Source organism: uncultured Pseudoflavonifractor sp. (assembly GCF_944387805.1).
Lineage (GTDB): Bacteria > Bacillota > Clostridia > Oscillospirales > Oscillospiraceae > Pseudoflavonifractor.
This window is the reverse complement of sequence record NZ_CALXGI010000007.1, coordinates 65614-82042: the sequence shown is the minus strand read 5'-3', so window position 1 is coordinate 82042 and position 16429 is coordinate 65614. Positions and strand designations below refer to the sequence as shown.

Annotated in this window: 12 protein-coding genes and 1 pseudogene; all 13 read right to left on the bottom strand. The window is 54.1% G+C overall.

All coding sequences use genetic code 11. The features are described 5' to 3' along the window. On the bottom strand, positions 1 to 1496 hold a 1496-nt coding region (locus Q0K06_RS03575), incomplete at its 3' end, for a VirD4-like conjugal transfer protein, CD1115 family (protein ID WP_294548689.1). Between the two features lie 3 nt (positions 1497 to 1499). After that, positions 1500 to 7502 carry a SpaA isopeptide-forming pilin-related protein gene (locus tag Q0K06_RS03570; protein ID WP_148319807.1) on the bottom strand — a complete coding sequence of 2001 codons (6003 nt, stop codon included), beginning with the start codon at positions 7500 to 7502 and terminating at the stop codon, positions 1500 to 1502. Between the two features lie 87 nt (positions 7503 to 7589). Then, positions 7590 to 8444 carry a hypothetical protein gene (locus Q0K06_RS03565; protein WP_148319808.1) on the bottom strand — a complete coding sequence of 285 codons (855 nt, stop codon included), beginning with the start codon at positions 8442 to 8444 and terminating at the stop codon, positions 7590 to 7592. Positions 8445 to 8513: 69 nt separating this feature from the next. Then, the gene (locus Q0K06_RS03560) at positions 8514 to 9341 is read right to left on the bottom strand and encodes a class D sortase (RefSeq protein WP_087266584.1); all 828 of its coding nucleotides are present in this window, start codon (positions 9339 to 9341) and stop codon (positions 8514 to 8516) included. Between the two features lies 1 nt (position 9342). Continuing rightward, a complete protein-coding gene (locus Q0K06_RS03555; RefSeq protein ID WP_294548682.1) occupies positions 9343 to 10350 on the bottom strand; it encodes a hypothetical protein in 1008 nt (335 codons plus the stop codon). After that, the gene (locus tag Q0K06_RS03550) at positions 10347 to 10985 is read right to left on the bottom strand and encodes a PcfB family protein (RefSeq protein ID WP_294548679.1); all 639 of its coding nucleotides are present in this window, start codon (positions 10983 to 10985) and stop codon (positions 10347 to 10349) included. The genes Q0K06_RS03555 and Q0K06_RS03550 overlap by 4 nt, the downstream gene beginning before the upstream one ends. Next, positions 10960 to 12309: a relaxase/mobilization nuclease domain-containing protein gene (locus tag Q0K06_RS03545; protein ID WP_294548677.1), complete on the bottom strand. Its 1350-nt coding sequence runs from the start codon at positions 12307 to 12309 to the stop codon at positions 10960 to 10962. The genes Q0K06_RS03550 and Q0K06_RS03545 overlap by 26 nt, the downstream gene beginning before the upstream one ends. After that, positions 12310 to 12615, bottom strand: coding sequence for a plasmid mobilization relaxosome protein MobC (mobC, locus tag Q0K06_RS03540; RefSeq protein WP_294548696.1), 306 nt, complete (start codon positions 12613 to 12615; stop codon positions 12310 to 12312). Positions 12616 to 12654: 39 nt separating this feature from the next. Continuing rightward, positions 12655 to 13191: pseudogene (locus Q0K06_RS03535) on the bottom strand (MT-A70 family methyltransferase); the annotation flags it as partial. 166 nt (positions 13192 to 13357) lie between these two features. Beyond that, entirely contained in the window at positions 13358 to 14320 is a 963-nt protein-coding gene (locus tag Q0K06_RS03530) for a DUF3991 and TOPRIM domain-containing protein (RefSeq protein WP_294548673.1), read from the bottom strand. Between the two features lie 52 nt (positions 14321 to 14372). Then, positions 14373 to 14780, bottom strand: coding sequence for a hypothetical protein (locus Q0K06_RS03525; protein WP_148319813.1), 408 nt, complete (start codon positions 14778 to 14780; stop codon positions 14373 to 14375). A gap of 11 nt (positions 14781 to 14791) precedes the next feature. After that, entirely contained in the window at positions 14792 to 15829 is a 1038-nt protein-coding gene (locus tag Q0K06_RS03520) for a DUF3846 domain-containing protein (protein WP_294548670.1), read from the bottom strand. Between the two features lie 13 nt (positions 15830 to 15842). Continuing rightward, positions 15843 to 16406 carry a hypothetical protein gene (locus Q0K06_RS03515; protein ID WP_148319815.1) on the bottom strand — a complete coding sequence of 188 codons (564 nt, stop codon included), beginning with the start codon at positions 16404 to 16406 and terminating at the stop codon, positions 15843 to 15845. Positions 16407 to 16429 lie beyond the last annotated feature (23 nt).

The window sequence follows — 16429 nt, the reverse complement described above, 5'->3', positions numbered from 1 at the left end:
TTGGTGGAGCTGGAGCCGCTGTGCCCACGGGTCAGGCCACGGGTGCGGGTGTCCAGCGTTTCCTTGCCCAGCAGCTTACTCATAAACTCCAGAGAGGTCGGCTCGTTGCCGCCGCCTAAAAATAGGAGAGTATCACAGTTGCCGATGATACTCTCCCATTCCTTTTCGTAGATGTTTTTGATCTGAGCGATGTTCTGGACAATGATATTGAGACTGATATTATAGCTGCGGCAAGTGGCCAGGATTTTGGGGTAGCTGTCTGGCTGGGCAACGTTGGCCCATTCATCCTGGATGACACGCACCGGGATGGGCAGCTTGCCTTTGTACTTTTCATCCGCCACCCGGTACAGCTCCTGGAAGCATTGGGTGTAGAGCATACCTACGAGGTAGTTCATGCTACCGTCTGCCACAGGGATGACACAAAAAATGGCTCTCTTGCGTTCTCCAAGAGAACCGAAGTCCATGTCGTCCCTGAAGGTCATGGCGGCAAACTGCGGCATGGCCAATGCCGCTAGACGGACAGCTGCCGACACAAGAATTGTCTTTGCCGTCTTGCCTGCGGCCTGTTTGAAAATCTTATACTGATGGACTGCTATGTGATCTGGCTTGTTGTACTCCAGCTCCAGAAACAGTTGATCCAGAGGGCTTTGGTATTGCTCATCCTCCTCTCGCACCTGCGCACAGGTCAGCAGGTAGGTAATCATTTCAAGGTTTTGCTCATAAGGCGGAGCCTCATGGAGCAGATAGAGCATGAGAGCGGAATCCAATGCAATTTCCGCTTTCTCCCAGAATGGGTCAGAGTTATTTGCGTTTTTGGGGGTGGTGTTGCGGATCAGATTGTCCATCAGCTTCAGCACGTCGGCCTCGTTGCGGATATAGGCGAAGGGGTTATAGCCATCCGATTGGCTGGGGTCGATCAGGTTGAATACCACGATCTCATATCCCATCTCTTTGAGCAGATTCCCGGAAGCCCGCAGCAGCTCCCCCTTGGGGTCTGTGACGATATAGGAGCAGTTTGCGCTGTAAAGCCAGGGTTTGGCCACAAAGCGGGTCTTGCCGGAACCGGAGCCGCCCACTACGACGATGTTGAGGTTCCGCCGGTGCTTGTAGCTGTTGAAGCTGATAGATACGTTTCTAGTAAGGATCACGTTGGACAGCGGATTCTTAGCATCCATGTACTTCTTGCAGAGGGCCTTGGGGTCGCCCCATTTGGCTGAGCCATACTCCTCTCCGGGCCTGCGATTCTCCCTGGAGGTGTAATACAAGCCGATTCCGCAGCAGTAACACACCAGACAGATCAACACAACCTTCATGGAGTGGGGTTTCCACTGGATGGAGAACGGATGGGCAAACTGCCCGGATATGTGCTCCATCAGGGTAAATAGGTTCATACCGTCCTCGTAGGCGGTGGCAATCAGCAGAGCGGCCCAAATCACCAGAACAGACAGTGCCGCCCACAAAGGGGCGGCACTGCGAAAATTCTGATTGCGCTTCACGGCTTAATACCCGGTTTTGGGCAGGGTCGTAATGGTCTTGGCGTAAACCTTGGTCACCCAGCGGCTCACGGCCTGAATCCACTGACCATTGTAGACGCCGCCCACATCGGCCACATTGACAATGCTGGAGCCATTGGCAAGGCCATTCACCACATTGCCGTGGATATAGGCGGTTTCCACCTGACCAAAGCCGCCCTTGACGGTGCCGAACACGAACATGATCTCAGTGACACGCTCGTTGGAGGCAAGGCCCAGGGCCGCAGGGCTGGCTTCCAGCACATAGTTCTTGGTGGTGGAAAGGCTGTCTGCCAGGGTCTGATAGCTGTCTTTCAGATTGGTCTTATAGACGATCTTATAGGAGAGCTGCTGGTTGTAGGTGCCGGTGACCACCTTGGAAAGCTGCACCTGACCGGGCAGCGTGTCTCTCCAGTAGAAGGAGGACAGCGGCACGGTAGAGGTGTTTCCGATGCCGGTGATGGTGTACCGGATGGGCTGGTTGGGCATGACCTCGGCATAGCCGGTCTTTTTGATGGATACGCCGGTGGACACGCTGTTGTCCTCCACCTCGAAGGTCACGATCTGGCCCTCATAATCCAGGTATGCGGTCAGGACGGTGGGATTGATGGAGTAATAGTCGGGGGCCTGTACCTCACGGATGGTATAGCGGCCCAGGGGCAGGAGCTTGGATACCGCTCTGCCATTGTAGTCGGACACAATGGTGTCCACCACATTGCCCGCCTTGTCGTAGACCTCAAACACAGCTCCTTCCAGCAGCGTCCCGGCGGGCAGGGCGTTGATGGGGTTATCGTCCGCAGACTTCTTGATGATCTGGATCTGCCCCATGATGGGGGTGTTCTCCCACTCCACCAAGGTTGTCTCGCCGGACTTTACATAGACGGTCTTGCGCTGGGTGTCCAGGATGTACCCCTCGTTCTCCAGCTCACGGAGATAGTAGCGCCCGGTTTCGATGTTCTCAATGTAGACGTAGCCCTGGTTGTCGCTGGTGTACTGGCCCACAGGGTTATTGTTGGCGTCATACAGCAGGAAAGTCACGCCGTAGATGCCCTTGCCGGTGCTGCTGTCGGTCTTGTGTATGAGGATGCCGGAGAAGGCTTTGTTGGTCACGGTCAGCTTACTGGTCTTGCCGTCCACCACCTCAAAGTAGTGGGGGGTATCATCCAGCTTATAGCCCTCCGGGGCCTCGATCTCCACCGCATAATAGGCCCCGTCCTCCAGGGCCAGGAACACCCGGCCATACTTGTCGGTGGTCACGGTATCCACCAGGGCGTCATTCATCTGGCGGATTTCAAAAGTGGCATTGGCCAGCCGCTCCGTTTTATCCGCTTCGTCAACCTTGATGATCTCCACGCCGCCCACAGGGTCGTTGTAGAAGGTCAGCTCCTGGGTGTCGTTGGGGTTGATGACCACCGTCTGGGTACGGGTTTGTTCGTGGATGGTATAACCCTCGATGGTCTTGGTTTCCGTCACCACAATGGTGCCGGTCAGCCCGGACAGGATGATCTGGCCGTTTTCATCGGTGGTATAAAGGCCCTTGCTGGAGAGGGTGCCGCCTTCTGCGTCCACATAGGAGCCGTCGGAGTAGGTCAGCTCAAACTCCACGCCCTCCAGGGGAGCCTTGGTAACGGAATCCAGCTTGTTGATGATAAGATTGCCCTTGGGTTGGTTGAAGAACTCCAGGGTGTAGGTCTGATGATCCTTGATCTGGATGGTCTTGGGGGTGTTGTCCAGCAGGTAGCCCTCCTTGGCCTTGACCTCCTGCACCACATAGCCACCCGGCTCCAGGTCGGGGATGGTGATATAACCGTTTTCATCGGTGCGGAACTCACCGTTGGACGTACCGACTACGGCCCCGTCCGTGGTGGTCACTTTGAAAGTCACCTCGCTGAGAGGTTCCTTGGTTACGCTGTCCATCTTCTTGATGACCAGTCCACCCAGCGGCTCATTGGCGATGGTGACTTCCTTGCAGCTGCCGCTCTCCACCTTGACGGTCTGGGCGGTACCGTTAAGCAGATAGCCCGCTGCGGCCTTGGTTTCCGTAATGGAGTAGCAGCCGGAGGGAATGTGGCTCAGCTTGATCTGGCCGTTGGCGTCGGTAGTGTAGGTGCCTGCCGGATACTCGCAGCCGTTGCACCCGGCAATCTTGAACTGAACGCCGGACAGGGGCTTGTGGGTCACGCTGTCCACCTTGGTAATGAGGAGACAGCCCTGGGGAGCATTGCGGAATTCGAGGGTGACGGTCTGTCCCGCCTTGATCGTGGCGGTCTGGGGAGTATCGTCCAGCTCATAGCCGGTCTTAGCTCGGGTTTCCTTGACCACCAGGGTGGTGCCGGGGTCGATACCCTCAACCAAAATCGTACCGGCGCTATCGGTGACAAATTTGCCGTTGGCGTCGCCTACCACAGTTCCGTCGGCAGTAGTAATCATGAACTCCACATCGCTGAGCGGCTCATGGGTTTCACTGTCGATCTTCTTAATCAGCAGGCTTCCCTTGGGAGAGTTGCCGAAGTACAGCTGTACCACATCCTGCTCCTTGCCGGAGATAAACACGGTCTGGGGTGCGGTGTCGATGACATGGCCATTGGGACTGGCCAGCTCCTCCACGACATAAGTGCCCGCCTCCAGGCCGGTGACGGTAAAGCTGCCGTTGGCGCTGGTCTTATAGGTGCCGATCACGGTGCCGCCGGTGCCGGAGGTGCCGCCCAGGTAGCGCACCTGGAACACAGCGCCCTCCAGGGCCTCGCCGGTGACGGAATCGAACTTCCAGACCACCAGGGCACTGAGGGGCGTGTTCTCAAAAATCAGCTCCACAGCCTTGTCGTTGTCCACGTAAATGGTCTGCTCGGAGGGGTCACGGAGGGTATAGCCGATGGGCGGATCAACCTCCACCACCTTGTACCAGCCGGTGTCCAGCTTATCCAGGTAGATTTCGCCGTTTTCATCGGTATAGTAGAAGTTCTGCTCCAGTTTCTGATAGGTGCCGTCCTCGGTGTTGTCCTTGGCTACCCAAAGCTCAAACTTTGCCCCCTTCAGAGGATTGCCGGTGACGGAATCAATCTTCTTGATGGTCAGGCCCGGTTTCTTCTCGTTCTCAATGGAGATCTCGGTGGTTTTACCGGGCCGCAGATAAACCTCGTGAGGGGTGGAGTCCAGAATGTAGCCGTCCGGGGCCTGGATTTCGGTGACGACGTAGTAACCCTCATCCAGATGGATATTCTCAACGGTAATAGAACCGTCCGGGCCTACGGGGAAGTCTCCGATCTTCACGCCCGCCTTGGTCTTGACTTCAAAGATAGCCCCCGTCAGGGCGTTGCCGTTGATGTCCACCTTGTGGATGGTCAGTGTGGGCCGCTTGTAGTTCTGGAACTGCACCGTAGCGTCCCGGTTCGGCTCCAGTGTCACCTGCTGGGGGGTGGCGTCCAGGATATAGCCCTCCGGCACACTCTGCTCGGTGACGGTATAAACGCCGGGCAGCAGGTTCTCGATGGTCACGGTGCCGTCCTCGCCGGTGGGTTCGGTGGTAATGGTGGGGCCGTCCGCATAGTTCAGCGTGAAGGTGACGCCGGAGATGGGTTCGCCGGTGTCCTTATCAGTCTTGCGGATAGTCAGGTCAGGCCGCTTGTCGTTCTGAATGGTGATTGTAGAGGTCTGACCAGGGAACAGCTCAACGTGGTATTCGGTGGGGTCTAAGATGTGGTCGGCCACCGTAGCGGTTTCCTTGACGGAGTAGACACCCGGCTCCAGATCCGCAATCAGGATCTCGCCCTGGGAATTGGTGGTACGGTCAAGGTAGTGGCTTCCATCCTCGATTTTGGCAATGCGGAAGGTGACGCCAGCCAGCCGGGAGCCGTCGGCGCTGAGCTTAATCAGCTGGAAGGACGGCTTGATGGAGTTGGTAAAGACGAACTGGGCGTCCTCGTTGGGATCAAGCTGGATAATGCGCTGGGCTTCGTCGATGATGTAGCCGGGGCAGGACTTCTCCGTTACCACATAGGCTCCAGCGGGCAGGTGGGACAGGTCGATCTCGCCGTTTTCATCGGTGGTAAACTCCTCCGGGCCATAGTCACCCGCCACCGACTTGATCTCAAAGACCGCATTGGGGATCACCTTGGACGGATCGGCGGAATCCACCTTAATGAGCCTCATGCCGGGTTTCATATCATTAAAGAAGGTCAGTTCCTTAATGCCGTCACCGGCCTTCAGTTCCACCGACTGGGGGGTGGTGTCCAGGATATAGCCATCGTTTCCGGTGTCTACTTCCACCGCTCGGTAGGTTCCGGGTTCCAGATCGGTCAGCAGAATTTCACCAAATGCGTCCGTTTGGAATTTACCCAGGCTTACTTCGTCACGGAATACCTCGAAGGTCACTCCGGGCATGGCCAGATAGTTTTTGCGGTCGTACTTGACAATGCGTAGGCCGGGGAGTTCCTCATTGATGATAGGCAGCGTGGTGGTTTCACCGGCAACTACCGTCGTGGTGTAGATGGTATCGTCCAGCTTCCAGCCAACCGGAGCCGTCTTTTCCTGAACACGGTAGGCTCCAGGCTTGATCTCGGTGAAAATAGCACAGCCTGCGGAGTTGGTGGTGGTGGTGTAGGTCTGCCCACTTTCGATATGCTCAATGGTGATAACGGCACCGGGCAGGTTCATACCCGTGTTGGACTTCTTTTCGATGCGCAGACTGCCATAGGGATCGTTGAAGTAGGTGACTTCCGCAATCTCATCATATACCACTGTCACATTCTGCGTGGGTTCCTTGCTGATCAGGTAATGATTGGGGGCTTCCCGCTCAATGACGGTGTAATTGCCGGTTTTCAGCAGGGGAATATAGATCTCGCCGTTGCTGTCAGTGACAAAGGAGCCAATGCTGTCACCATCGGGGCCGATAACCTCAAACCGTGCGCCGGAAAGAGGCAGCTCCGTCCCGGTTTCGTATTTCAGAATCCGCAGTCCAGTTTCATCGGGTTCATCGTCCGGGTTATCAGCGTAATTGCTGTATGCGGACAGGTTCATGGTAACGGTGGGGTCGGTGTCTACTACATAGTTCTGCAAGTTGCCATAGGTGTCCTTCTCTTGGCATACGGCATAGAACACAGCGTACTTGTAGACATTTGTGCTGAAGGAGAGCTGGACGCTGCCAGTCTCACCCTGGATGCTGTCTGCCGGGTAGAGCACCTTGAACTGACCGGCGTACCCATCGCCAGTCCCTTCGGTTGTAATGGTGGTAATATCCTGGTTGTTAAGGTCAACAATACGGGTTCCTTCGGGAACAGAGGCGGGGTCGGTGAAACCCACATTGACTGTATAATCGCAAACCCAGGTCTTGCTCCAGAAGGTAAATACCTGCTGCTTGTACTGCTTGCCGTCTACGGTGACGGCGTATGCGGTATCACGATCCGGGGTGCAGGTGACACTGGGAGAAAGTGTCTCAGTCCAGCTGGTGCCCCTGGCGTAAATGTCCTTTGTTGCCGCAAGAATTTTCTGCGCCCGGGTCAACTCAACTCCAGACAGGGAGGGATTAACTTTCAGGTTATTGATGTTCCAGTTGGAGAGCAGATAGCACCAGAGCGCCATTTTTGTGGCATAGTACGCCTGGTACTTGTTCTCCAGGTTCAGCTCCGCAAGGCCACGGGTAGGATAGCCGTTTGCAATAATACCCATCACCTTGGGATCGCTGGTCTTTTCTTCGGCCAGATAGGAAATGCTTTCCCCAACCCCAACGGTCTGCGGAACTCCATATAGATTGGGGTTGACGCAGTAGGCCGGGATCTCCTTCTGCTGGCCAGCTGCGTTGATGTAATTGTAGTAAGTGTACTTCTGGGACTGTACCCGCCCGTTGATGGACAGGTAGGCCAGCTCGTAACCGCCGTTGTAGATGTCAACTTCACCCAGAGCGTCCTCCACAGTGTTGGCAGCAGAGGCAAAGCCGGTACAGAGGCTCAGCAAGGTGGCAATGCACAGTACCAGTGCAAGCAGTCTCCGTGTCATGGTATGACCTCCTTTGAATAGCAAAGACGCCCGATGCAATCGCATTGGGCGTCTTTTTAGGTGGATATGAAGTTTAATGGATATAGGCTAGATGCGGTGCATGATGTTATACTCGGTGCGCTGGAAAACGCCGTTTTTATAAACGTCCCACGCTTCCATGTAATAGGTTCCGGGAGGGCAGGAATTAAAGAGATTGGTAATCTCAGAAGATCTCCAGGGCCAGAAGGTCTGTGGGGTGATTTCCGTAGGAATAGTGAAGGAAATCTTCACCTTCGCATTTCCGCTGGGATGGAGAACCGGCTTCCCATCCTTCCAGGTTTCGGGGTTGTCTCCGATGGCATTAAATAAAGTATACAGCATCCGGCGGGATTCGTAGATGTTGCGGGCAAAGAGATAGTCCTGTCCTGCGCTGCTGTACCGGCGAACCTCCGGGGCAGGGAGTTCTACCTGGGGCATGAGGCTCCAATCGCAGGTGGCGGTGGGCAGTTCAGGGAGAGGGCCATCCTGGAACATATTCTTGTCCCAACGGCTCACGTCTGTAATAGTGTAGGTAGAACCGTCATCGCAGAGGATCTGATCGCCTACTTTGGGCTGATACCGGGAGCCGGTTGCCGCCGCCGCATGATAGGGGTCTGCGGTGGTAGCCACGTTAGCCGGATTCTCAGTCTGTCCGGTAGGTTCTGTGGTAATCACCACGGTGCGGGTGTCGTTGTCCCAGCTCACGCCAAATCCCAGCTTGTCGCCAAGATCCCGGAGTTGGAAGTAGTTGTTGCCGTTAATCACATAGCCAATCAGCTCGATTTCCTGACCGTCCAATGTGATCCGCTGGTCAAGGTCGGTGGTGGGTGTTGCAAGGATGCCAGCAGCATAGGCTACGCTGCCGCCAAACAGGGCAGCCCCGCAGAACAGACCTGCGAGAAACATGGGGATATTCTTTTTCATCATCAAAGCCTCCTTGTCTGAGCGATTTCTGCCGACATCATAGCAAGGATATAAGAGGCTGTCAAAAAATCAAACCATCTTTGCCTGCACACACCAACGATAAGCGGGCTGATCCATGACACAGGTGACAAGGGTAATGATGTTGTCGTTGGTGGCATCCAACACCGACACCTGGGTGCTGAGGATCTTCTGCACCGAGTACACCTCATAGGTGCGGGTGCCCAGCTTTGTGGTCAGGGTAATTTTATCACCTCCAGACAGCGTATGGATTTTGCCAAAGTGGTTATTCACACCTCTGTTATGGCCTGCGATTGCCACATTGCCATTCCAGATGCTGGTGTTCTCAAAATGCCCCGCCCCCGTAGCCAGGGCGGTGGCGCTCGTTCCCTCGTTGACATTGACCTTCAGGCCGATGGAAGGGATGGACAAGGTGGCGATATAGCCGCCGCTGTAATAGAGGGCATCCGTCACCGGCGTATAAGCCGTTACGCTGCCGCTGGTATCCACACTGGGTAAGGTCGGCACCGTGGAGGTGTTCGGAATGGTGGTCGTCCCGGTAGCTCCGGGGACAGTCACCGTCCCAGTGCCCGCCGAGGTGGCGTTTCCAGGGCCAGTATAAATCTGCCCGTCCCGGATCAGATTGGGCGTCAGCAGCTCGCCGCTGCCCAGAACGTAGGAGGTGGGCGAGCCAAAGGTAGGTGGGATCAAGGCAGCGTTCTTGCTACGGTCGGTGTTGGCCGGTGCGCCGGTGGTCACATAGATGGTGTCATCCGAGGTGGGCCTGCCAAAGAGCGGATTGTCCGGCGCATCAAAGGAATACTCCAGCGCACTGGCGGGCAGCATGGTGGCCCCCGTCAGGCAGCAGGCGGCAAGCAGCGTGGCAAGCAGTTTCTTCATGTCATTCGTACCCCCGTTTCTTGTTGATGTAGTGTTTGTAGCCTTTCTGCCCAAAATAACCGGCGCAGCCCAGAGCACCCAACCCAAGGGGGATCAGCAGCCATTTCCAATCAAAGGAGAACGGGGCGGACTGCGTAGTGTCGATAGCGGCATCAGTGTCCTTGCCGGCAGATGCGGAGTCGCCGCTGGAAAATACCGCCGTATAGGTAATCACATCGGTGCTCACCCTGGTGACCTCTCCCACATAGTTTGCCGTAACCACATAGCCGGTTGCGTATTTGCTGGTGGCTGTGCCGGTGTAGGTAGCGGTGGCGGTATAGCGCAGAGCCATATCATATCCGTCGGTCTGAGTGGTTGCAGCCTCCTGCCACTGCACATCGGCCAGCGTCAGCGTCCGGCCACTGTCTGTGATGCTCTTGGGGATCAGGGACACATCTGCTCCGGACAGGTTGGGATAGGTGCGGGTAGCCGACACAGTGCGGCTGCTGCTCTTGTAGCCTGCGGCCTCCACCGTGATGGTGGTGTGATCCAGGGAGAGAACTCCCTGATAGCCGTCCTCGGTCTGTACTTCCAGCTCCGGCTCCAGCATGGCCAGAATCTTCTCCATGTCCTGGGTATCGGAATCCAGTGTCAGAACCTCCACATAGTCCTGGGTGTCACTCTCGATCTGGGCCTGTTTCAACACATCCAGCAGCGTGTAAACCTTTCCCTCACGCTCAAAGTCCTCAGTGGGAATGTTGGACGGGTCATCCTGGGCGGAGAGATAGTAGATCTTTTCGATCCGAGTTACTCCGTTTTCCTCGCTCTGCTTCACCTCGGCGGGATAGAGCGGCACCGGATCAGGCGTGGGGATCGGCACCTCCGTCACCCCTTCCGGGGAGGGAGAGACGGTGTTGTCGCCCTCCGCCGCCTGGGGCGTTTCGGTGGGAGCCGCCGCCGCAAATGCGGTGGTCGTGACGCCGCCGAGCAGCAAGGCCATAGCACACAGGATACAAAAGATGCGCTTCATCGTTCCAGTCCCCCTCTTGATTTTTTGCCGTTCTTGGCGTGGTGAAAAACGGGAGCACCCTTTTCACGCTGGGGCTGTCCCTTATCACGCTGGGCTTGTTGCGCTTTGAAAGCCTCCATCTTTTTACGCACGGAGGGTCGCTGCTTGGGGTCACTGTTCATATCCTCGGTAGCTGCTCTCGTATCTGTCCCGCATTCCCTGGATTTTTCGCCGGATGGAACACGGGACGCCTCTTTTTTTGCGGCCTCGTCCTCCTGGCGAGTGGGAACGGCAATGCCCATACGCTCCAGGATGCGATTGATCTGGCGGGCGTCCTTGGCCTTTGCCATGATCTCCACCGTGCCGGTCTTTTCAGCCTTGTTGATGATCGGATAGTACAGGACACCGTACTGGGTACTCTCCTTTTTGAACGCAGCCAAGTCCTGCTCGTTAATGGAGAAAATGGTCAGCTCCTCCCGATCCTGGATCAGTCGCTTCAACGTGGTTTTACCGGCAACCTTCTGGTTGTCGTTGGCCAGGGCAATCAGCAGCGCCGCCAGATTTTTGGCTCCCAGCCCTGCCAGCTTGAGGGCGCTCTCAGTAATCTGAATCCCTTCCCGTACCATCAGATCAGCGGTTTCTCCGCTGGTACTCATGTCTGATAACCTCCTTCTGATTTTGTGATTTGTTTTTCTCGAACTCCCGTAAGTTCTGCTGAATACCGGGAATCTGCTGTTCGATCCGTTTGCAGAGTGTTCGCTCCTTCCGAAGCTCCCGTAAGGAGGCGGTCTGGCGGTCAATCTCACGGGCGAGTTCTTCTTTGATCTTCTCATCGGTTTCACACCTCCTTTTTGTATAGAGCGGTTGCCTGAGTTCTGTCCGCTGCTGGATCTCCTGCTCGATTTGTGCCTGACGCTCCATAAGCTGCTCCACGGTGGAAATGCCATGCTCATGGAGATATAAAAATTGCGCCTGATAGCGTTCCAGACGGAGCACTTCACGACGCATTTCATAAGAGATTCTTTTTCGGGTCGGCCTTTTGTACCGGCGCAGCAGATAAACGTATCTGAGGTACAGCGCATAAAAGCCGGTGATCTTCTTTTTGCGGACAGTTCTCCAGGAACCGGAGAAACGATAGCGCCGAACCGGAAGCGGCTGATAGGCGGGAACACGGCCCTCCAAAATGGCCCGCTGCTGCTCCTGGATACGCTGCTTGATGTCCTCCACGGTGTACCCTTCGCCCAGCCGATCCAGGCGGAAATTTCGCTTTGCTCCGGGTGGCCGTACCGTCAGGTATTTGCGGTTGGGGTTCCGGGAGACTGCGTATCCCTTTTTCTCCAACAGGTTAAGAAAATCGGGAAAGGTAAAGCAGTCACGGATCACCAAGTCGATCTCATCCCGGAGCATTTGAGAGAGCGTCGGTTTGCCCTCCTGCTGGGCCTTCCACTCGGCATAGTGCTGTCCCTTGTTTTCGGGAGACAGAACTGAGAGATTTTCCGCTTTGCACAGTTCATCTGAGGTTTTGCGAATGGTATTGTAATAGCTAATTGGACTGGAGTGATATTTTTTCCCATCCAAAAAGGAAACTGAATTGATGATGATATGAGAGTGAAGATGCGCCCGATCCAGGTGTGTGCCTACTACAACTTGATAAGCGTTTCCGAATACTTCTTTCGCAAATGCTACGCCAATTTTATGAGCCTGCTCCGGCGTAACCTCTCCAGGGGCAAACGATTGAATAAAGTGGTAGCCAAGCACTCCGCCTGTATTGTGAAAACGCTGCTTGACTTGCTGCATTTCCCGATACGCTGTTTCTGGACTGCCACAGTTAATTGCGGTGACAAAAAACGATTGCTCTGTTTTCTCTGGATTTGTAATGTAAGTAAGGCCAGCGGACAATGTTGTCTTTTTGCTATTGGTCACATAGTTCACTCGACTATCCAATCTGGAACGAATTGCAATCACTTTTGTAATAGCCATTTACAGCTCCAATACCTTTTCCCAAATTTGCTTTACCAAGCACTCTACCACCGCAAGTTCCTGTTGGGTAATCTCATGCTTGCTATTTGCGATTCTGGCAATCTGGTTGATATTGTTGCCAATGGCATTCAGTTCTTTTATCAATGCCGCCAGTTCTTCCGGCGGCTTAGGCGTCAACTCGATTCCAGCAACGGCGTCTCTAACAAATCGTTCTTTTGACACGCCAGCTTTATCCGCCTCTTGATTTAAGTGATCCCATTCTTCGTCCGTAAATCGAATGACCTTTGCTCTATTGCGTTTTGCCATATCACAACCTTCCTCTCCACTCGATGTGTGGGACGGGCCAAAATTCAGAAGAGTAGATTCAACCTCGTTTCCCCATACGTCCCATCCAGGTGTGGTCTGACGAGCAAATAACTCTACACGAGGTAAATCACCCATGAGAGCAACTATTTTTTCACGGACTTCATCCGGCTTTTTGCTGTGAGCCTCAACAGGCGAGATGATGAATTGATGGACATTGGCCGCTTTCCGTGTTGGGTGCCCTTTTGTGGCCAAGAGACAAACTTCCGCATTTGCCCTCGTCCAAAAGCCCATTCCATAAAACCAACTATCTGCTTTGCGGTTTTTCTTCAGCCAAACAAACGCTACACTTTTGTAGGAGAATCCCCACGCCTGTATCAACTGTAAAGCATTGGGAAGTTGGGGAAATGTCGTCCACAGGAAAAGAACGCAGTCTGAGGCGGAAATTTCAGCCACGGGCAGCGCACAAAGTTCCTCTATGCTCATGGTAGAATAGTGTTTCTCTGCTGCTCCGTTCACCCTTTTTTGCGAGTAGTTCCACGGGGGATCAGCATAGATGATAGGATATTTTTTTGCCATTATGCTCCTTTCCCATGCGTCCCGCAGCAAGTCACGGATTGATGCTGCATTCAACGGGGGTATTAGGGGGAAGCCCCCTAACAAGCGCATTTTGATACCAAAATGCTATGCTTGCAGGAACAGGCGGCAAGCCGCCTGTTCCCCAAGTTCACCTTTCCGAAAAAAATTACCGTTCCTCTCCCCCACGGGTTTTCACCCGGCCTGCGATTCCTCTCTGAATCTGCAAATAGTCGTTGTAATCCTTTCCTTTGGGCGGTGGATTATCCAGCACCTGATACCCCTGTAAGCATTGTTGAAGTGCCTGCGCAGTTTCCCGGCCACGCTCGTCGTTGTCCAGGCACAAAATGATTCTTTTGATACCCGGATTATGCCGGAGATAGGTTTCCAAAGCCAGCGGTAGCTTTAGCTCTGTGTCGGCCTTGGGGCGATAAATTCCTGAGAGAGAAAGACAGTTGGCGCTTCTCCAGTTCTGCCCCTTTCGCTTGAGGATACTCAGATAGGAGAGAGCGTCAATGGCGCTTTCAAAAACGCACACACTTTCCCGGTTGTTGGCTTGCAGCGGCATACAGAATGAATACCGCTTGTCACTTCCGGCCACCTCACCAACAAAGGTTGAGTGAGACAATGTACCTCGCAAAGAGGCATATTTGGCTGTGCCATTTTCAAAGCCCACAAACACGCAGTTATGCCGTTTGGCGTCCTCGTAAAGTTGGCCCGACTTGATGCAGTGATTGATAATCTCGGCGTCAATTCCCCTGGCGCACAAATAAGCGAATACTCGTCTGGTATCGGGATTTCGTTCCGGCAGTTGGAAGTCAAGATGGGACTTGGGAGGCGGCTTTGATACAGGCCGTGAAGGAAGTGCGGGCTGCTCACCGAGGATCATTCCAACCGCCTCCGGCAGTTTGTAGCCACACACTTTGACCAGATAATCCAGGGCGGTAGAGCCTCCGATATTGCGGCTCCACCAGCACCATTTTCCGTTGGAGATTTTCAGCGAGTCATGGCTTTTGGTGCAGTAAGTTCCACCACTCACATGAACTAACTCTCCGGGGTTATGACTTTGTAAGTACGTCAGCAAATCCACTTGCCGAGCCTGCTGGATTTGTTCTTTTGTGTAGTACGGCAATCTGCTCACCTCCTGATTTCAGATTGATTTTTGGAAAAAATGGGGCGTCCATTTAACGCTCCCGATCATACTTGATCCGATAAGCATAATGGTCTGCGCTGTACCGCTTCAAATAGTCATTTTCCGTGGTTTGAGGGGAATCCAAATCAATGTTGGAAAGCCGGGGATCTTCCGGGCCGTCAAACAATTTCTCCACCGGAATTACCTCAATTTTGCCGCCGGTATGAAACTGCCCGCCGAACACGCCGGAGGGCGAATGAAAGCTCCGATCACCGCATACCCACAGAAGTCTGGTGCCCGCAGGAAGTTCTCCAGCGGGCTGTTTCAGTACGATCACGGAGCGAGGTTTCGCACCGGCGACTTCGTAATATCCGGCATACTCCGCTTTCTCATAAGCACGCACCATTTTGTCAAAATGGCGCTGCGGCTTGATATAAAATAAACTCTCCTGATAGCCCATTTTGACTTCACCTACCGTTCCATTTCGTGGGGCTTGATGTCCTTTGCCACGATCTCATTGTTGCGCCGCACGAACTTCTGTGGATACTGAAATTCCTTTTTAAACTGTTTCATCTGGTCAGGGGTCAGGCTGATAAATTCACCATCTTTTGCGCCGCAGATAAAGCAAGTTCCAACCAGCACATCCACCACTTTTCCCGCTTCATCTTTAAGGGCACGGTTTTGGGGAAGCGTGAGGAATTTGCCGTCCTCATTGCAAATGAGCTGACCACCACGCGGCAAGGAAAGCGCCTCGATGTGGCCTCCAACCAACCGCTGCATATCTTCCAGGGTGTTGTTGACCAAAGCCGGTTTAGCCACCTTCCCAGGCTCCAAAAGCAGGACATGAATTGCATGGGTCATGTCCCGTGTTTTCTCTGGTTCAAAGTCGATTTTTTTATATCCAAAGCTCTCACAGAAATAGAACCCAGGCTTTACCGATGGAGAATGAATGACTTGAACAACATCCGACACAGATAAGGAGCGCCCTGTATAGCTGTCCGGGTGGTTGACGTTGAACATATAGTAAACGCCTTCCAGAGAGGGACAGTCCACAATGCCCTGAAAGACACGGTTGTAGATGCCGCTCTCTACACGGTCACTGCCCTGGAACCTGCTAAGTTCATCCGAAGAACGGAATGCAATTTGGTTATGGTCTTTATCAAGATCAATTTGGTAAATGCTGATTTCCATAAATTTAGGAGATTGCCTGAGTTCCTTTTCCGCACAGCTTTGGATGGCCTCCATCAACTCTTCATAAATTCCATGATCGTTTTTGTCCCACTGGGCGCAGACACTGGCAAGGGGCTGTTCTGCGTTCAAAAGTGCTTTGGCCAACATGGGCGGCAAATGACCTTCGCACATAGTCGCCAGGATGTCCTCACGGGTGCTGTACTCGCTGGCATGGGCCAGAATCTCTTTGGGCGTCTGAGATAACAGCCAACTGCGGTACTCGTCCTGCTCCTCCCGCATTTTGTGATACAGATCCAGGTTGATTTGCGATTCGTTCATAAAATCACCTTCTTTATCGTTCCATATCCGTTCTCCTGGACTTATCAGCGGCCCGCTGCCTTTGCCGGATGGACTGCTCATGCCTGCCCTTGTAGGCGGCTCGGATGTCCGCCATCAAACGGCGGCAGTCCTCCGGGGGAATGGGTTCCAGTTTGTCCCGTGCGCCGGAGAAGGCCGCACGGATTTCCGGCTGTTTGACTGCCTGCACCACAGTCTCCAGGTCGTGAAGCAAATTCTCCTTCGTGTTCAGGCCATACTGGAAGATGGCCTCCAGTTCCTGGCTGTTAAATCGGGCGAGATAGCTGCTCATAAGCCGGAATGCAGTTATCTTGCCGCTGTCGTTCCGAACCGGCTCATACCGCTGGGGCGTTCTGAGATACATTCCGTCCATTCCGGCCCCACCGATGTAGAACCCGTTCTCATCCTTTTCGCTCTCCAGCAGGGTCGTCCCATCCTGTAAGAGATAACCTTCCTCAATACGAGACTGGGTTAAACCACAGGGGACTCCTCTTTGCTGGATAGCGATGATCTCACCGGAAACCTCATCCAAGGTCATGGCGTATCTGCTGTCATCCATATTCAAATCTCCTTCCGATCAGC

Excerpts from the sequence above, each read along its gene's own strand:
- Q0K06_RS03570 (WP_148319807.1), bottom strand. The coding sequence starts at position 7,502 with ATGACACGGAGACTGCTTGCACTGGTACTGTGCATTGCCACCTTGCTG.
- Q0K06_RS03565 (WP_148319808.1), bottom strand. The coding sequence starts at position 8,444 with ATGAAAAAGAATATCCCCATGTTTCTCGCAGGTCTGTTCTGCGGGGCT.
- Q0K06_RS03560 (WP_087266584.1), bottom strand. The coding sequence starts at position 9,341 with ATGAAGAAACTGCTTGCCACGCTGCTTGCCGCCTGCTGCCTGACGGGG.
- Q0K06_RS03555 (WP_294548682.1), bottom strand. The coding sequence starts at position 10,350 with ATGAAGCGCATCTTTTGTATCCTGTGTGCTATGGCCTTGCTGCTCGGC.
- Q0K06_RS03550 (WP_294548679.1), bottom strand. The coding sequence starts at position 10,985 with ATGAGTACCAGCGGAGAAACCGCTGATCTGATGGTACGGGAAGGGATT.
- Q0K06_RS03545 (WP_294548677.1), bottom strand. The coding sequence starts at position 12,309 with ATGGCTATTACAAAAGTGATTGCAATTCGTTCCAGATTGGATAGTCGA.
- mobC (WP_294548696.1), bottom strand. The coding sequence starts at position 12,615 with ATGGCAAAACGCAATAGAGCAAAGGTCATTCGATTTACGGACGAAGAA.
- Q0K06_RS03525 (WP_148319813.1), bottom strand. The coding sequence starts at position 14,780 with ATGGGCTATCAGGAGAGTTTATTTTATATCAAGCCGCAGCGCCATTTT.
- Q0K06_RS03520 (WP_294548670.1), bottom strand. The coding sequence starts at position 15,829 with ATGAACGAATCGCAAATCAACCTGGATCTGTATCACAAAATGCGGGAG.
- Q0K06_RS03515 (WP_148319815.1), bottom strand. The coding sequence starts at position 16,406 with ATGGATGACAGCAGATACGCCATGACCTTGGATGAGGTTTCCGGTGAG.